The organism is Micromonospora sp. ATA51 (assembly GCF_016802855.1).
Classification (GTDB): domain Bacteria; phylum Actinomycetota; class Actinomycetes; order Mycobacteriales; family Micromonosporaceae; genus Micromonospora; species Micromonospora sicca.
The window spans coordinates 1-2,252 of the sequence record NZ_JAEVHJ010000573.1 but is presented as its reverse complement, the minus strand read 5'-3'; the positions used below and the strand labels follow the sequence as shown (position 1 = coordinate 2,252).

At 71.8% G+C, this 2,252-nt stretch carries 4 protein-coding genes; all 4 read right to left on the bottom strand.

Going from position 1 to position 2,252, the window contains the following annotated elements; genetic code table 11:
- The coding region (locus JNW87_RS37880) for an alanine--tRNA ligase-related protein (RefSeq protein WP_238455383.1) at positions 1 to 512 on the bottom strand (512 nt) is incomplete at its 3' end.
- Complete coding sequence (locus JNW87_RS37875) at positions 509 to 814, bottom strand: hypothetical protein (protein WP_109802368.1); 306 nt, start codon at positions 812 to 814, stop codon at positions 509 to 511. The genes JNW87_RS37875 and JNW87_RS37880, both read right to left, overlap by 4 nt.
- Before the next feature lie 16 nt (positions 815 to 830).
- Complete coding sequence (locus JNW87_RS37870) at positions 831 to 1,292, bottom strand: DUF948 domain-containing protein (protein ID WP_109802369.1); 462 nt, start codon at positions 1,290 to 1,292, stop codon at positions 831 to 833.
- 150 nt (positions 1,293 to 1,442) lie between these two features.
- Positions 1,443 to 2,060, bottom strand: a complete 618-nt coding sequence (locus JNW87_RS37865) for a hypothetical protein (protein WP_238455384.1) — start codon at positions 2,058 to 2,060, stop codon at positions 1,443 to 1,445.
- Positions 2,061 to 2,252 lie beyond the last annotated feature (192 nt).

The window sequence follows — 2,252 nt, the reverse complement described above, 5'->3', positions numbered from 1 at the left end:
CACGGGCCGCAGGGGCCGGGGATGCCCATCGACCAGAAGTTGTCCGCCCTGCCGCGGCGGACGATCCGCTCGGCGGGCACCCCGACGGACCGCCAGATCTGGTACGCCTCGTCGTCGTCCAGGTAGACCGTCGGCCAGACCCGCTCCGGGTCCAGCCCGAACCCGCCCTGGTCCAGCGGCTTGGTGACCAGGTCCCAGGCGAGCGGGATGGCCCCGTCCTTGAAGTAGTCGCCGAAGGAGAAGTTGCCGTTCATCTGGAAGAACGTGCCGTGCCGGCTGGTCTTGCCGACCTCGTCGATGTCCGGCGTCCGGATGCACTTCTGGACGCTGACCGCGCGGGGGTACGGCGGGCTCTGCTGACCCAGGAAGTAGGGGACGAACTGCACCATGCCGGCGTTGACGAACAGCAGGTTCGGGTCGCTGATGGCGGGCAGCGGAGCGGACGGCACCACGACGTGGCCGTTCGCCTCGAAGTGGGCGAGGTACCGCCGCTTGATCTCCGCCGTCTTCATCGCTGGTGCTCCTCCGGGAAAATCTCTCGGTCGCCGATGCGCGGGTCCTCCCGCAGCTCGGCGAACTGATCGTCGAACGTCTCGCCGCGGGCGAACGCCTCGTGGATCTCCTGCTCGCGCTCGGCCATCCCGACCCGGACGTCCTCCACGAAGCTACGCACCGACTCGACGAGGCCGCCAGCGGATTCCGACAGGCCGCTGGCGATGCCGGCCGGCGTGTACGCCTGCGCGGTGCGGGTCGCCTTGCGCACCACCAGCACGCCCACGGCCAGCCCGACGCCCAGCCAGAACAACCGCCTCATGCTCTCATCCTCCTGGTCAGCGGTTGCCGCGCTTGGCGGCCCGGCGCTGCTGCTTGATGGTGTCGCGTACCTCGCGCTCGGTCTCCGCGTGCCGGCGCGCCGAGGCCGCCCGGCGCACGCCGTAGCCGAACGCGGCCACCTTCACCAGCGGGTTCGCGGCGGCGGCGGACACCACGGTGGCCAGGTTCGCCACGTTGGCGGTGACGTTCTGCGCGTGGGTGGTCATGGTGTCCACCTTGGCGAGCTGGAGGTTGACCCCGTCGAGGGAGGTCTGCACCTGCTCCAGGGCGACGTTGACGTTCTTCACGGTGGTGTTGACGTCGCCGAGCAGCGGCGTGGTGCGCTCGTTCAGGTCGTTGATCATGCGGGTCGTCGCGTCCACGGTGTGCCGCAGCCGCAGGATCGGCACCGCCAGCACGAGCACCAGCATCAGGAACGCGCCGGCCGCGATCAGCGCAGCGATCTGTCCACCATCCACGCGCATGTCCTCCTCAAGCAGGCGTTCCGGGATCCGACTCCCGGAACGCGCGACCGTCCCGCCCACTCGCCCCACGTCGACCCACCACCGGTCGACGGGCGCCCGCGGGCCCGCCAGCCCCAGACCCTACCGTCCGTGATGGAAACCGGCTCAGGACGGTGAGGGTGTGAGTTCGCCCAGTGGATCGTCGGTGAGGGTGGGGAACGGATCCTCACCGGTGAGTGACGGGTCAGTGCTGGGTTGTGGTCGGGTCCGCTCGTCGTCGATCGCGTTGCGCACCTTCACCGACACCAACGAGCCGGCACACTTCCCCGCTGCGGGCGAGGGCGTCGAAGACGGCGCCGGTTGACCGTTGACCGGCGGCAGGGCGCAGGTGGGCTCGCGTACCCAGAGGTCGAGGGTGAGTTCGTCCCGGCGCCAGCAGGTGTAGCTGCCCTTGGCCGGCTGCTCCGGGCAGCGGGTCACCTTCCACCGCCGCCAGCCGTCCCGGGCCAGCGCCGCCTCGTAGGCCTGGGCCGTCTCCTTCGGCGCCCGCTCGGACTCCACGGTCCGCTCCCGCAGCCGGCAGTCCTGCAGGCACCAGCGGCTGCCGCTGACGTTGTCGACGGTCTTCACGGTCGCCCAGCTCGGCACGTCGAGCGCGTCGAGGGAGTCGAAGACCGGGTCCCGGCTGAGCGTGCGGAGGCCGAAGTAGAGCGGCACCGCGCCGAGCAGCAGCAGGCTGACCAGCGCGAGGATGCCCATCCGCAGGCGACGCCGCTCGCGCATCTGCCGGCGCAGCTCGGACCGGGCGCCGCGCAGGCCACCGGCCGGCGTCGGGTCGTCCTCCGCCGGCTCCGAACCGGCCCGCCGCAGCGCCGGTCCGGCCTGGTCCGCCGGTTGCGGTCGCGGACCGACCGGCTCCCCCTGCGGTACGACCGCGGCCGCCCGCGCCACCGCGGGCGCGTTCCCGGGGCGACC

What these genes read in the sequence shown, in the direction of transcription:
- JNW87_RS37875 (WP_109802368.1), bottom strand. Translation starts at nt 814, where the DNA reads ATGAGGCGGTTGTTCTGGCTGGGCGTCGGGCTGGCCGTGGGCGTGCTG.
- JNW87_RS37865 (WP_238455384.1), bottom strand. Translation starts at nt 2,060, where the DNA reads ATGCGCGAGCGGCGTCGCCTGCGGATGGGCATCCTCGCGCTGGTCAGC.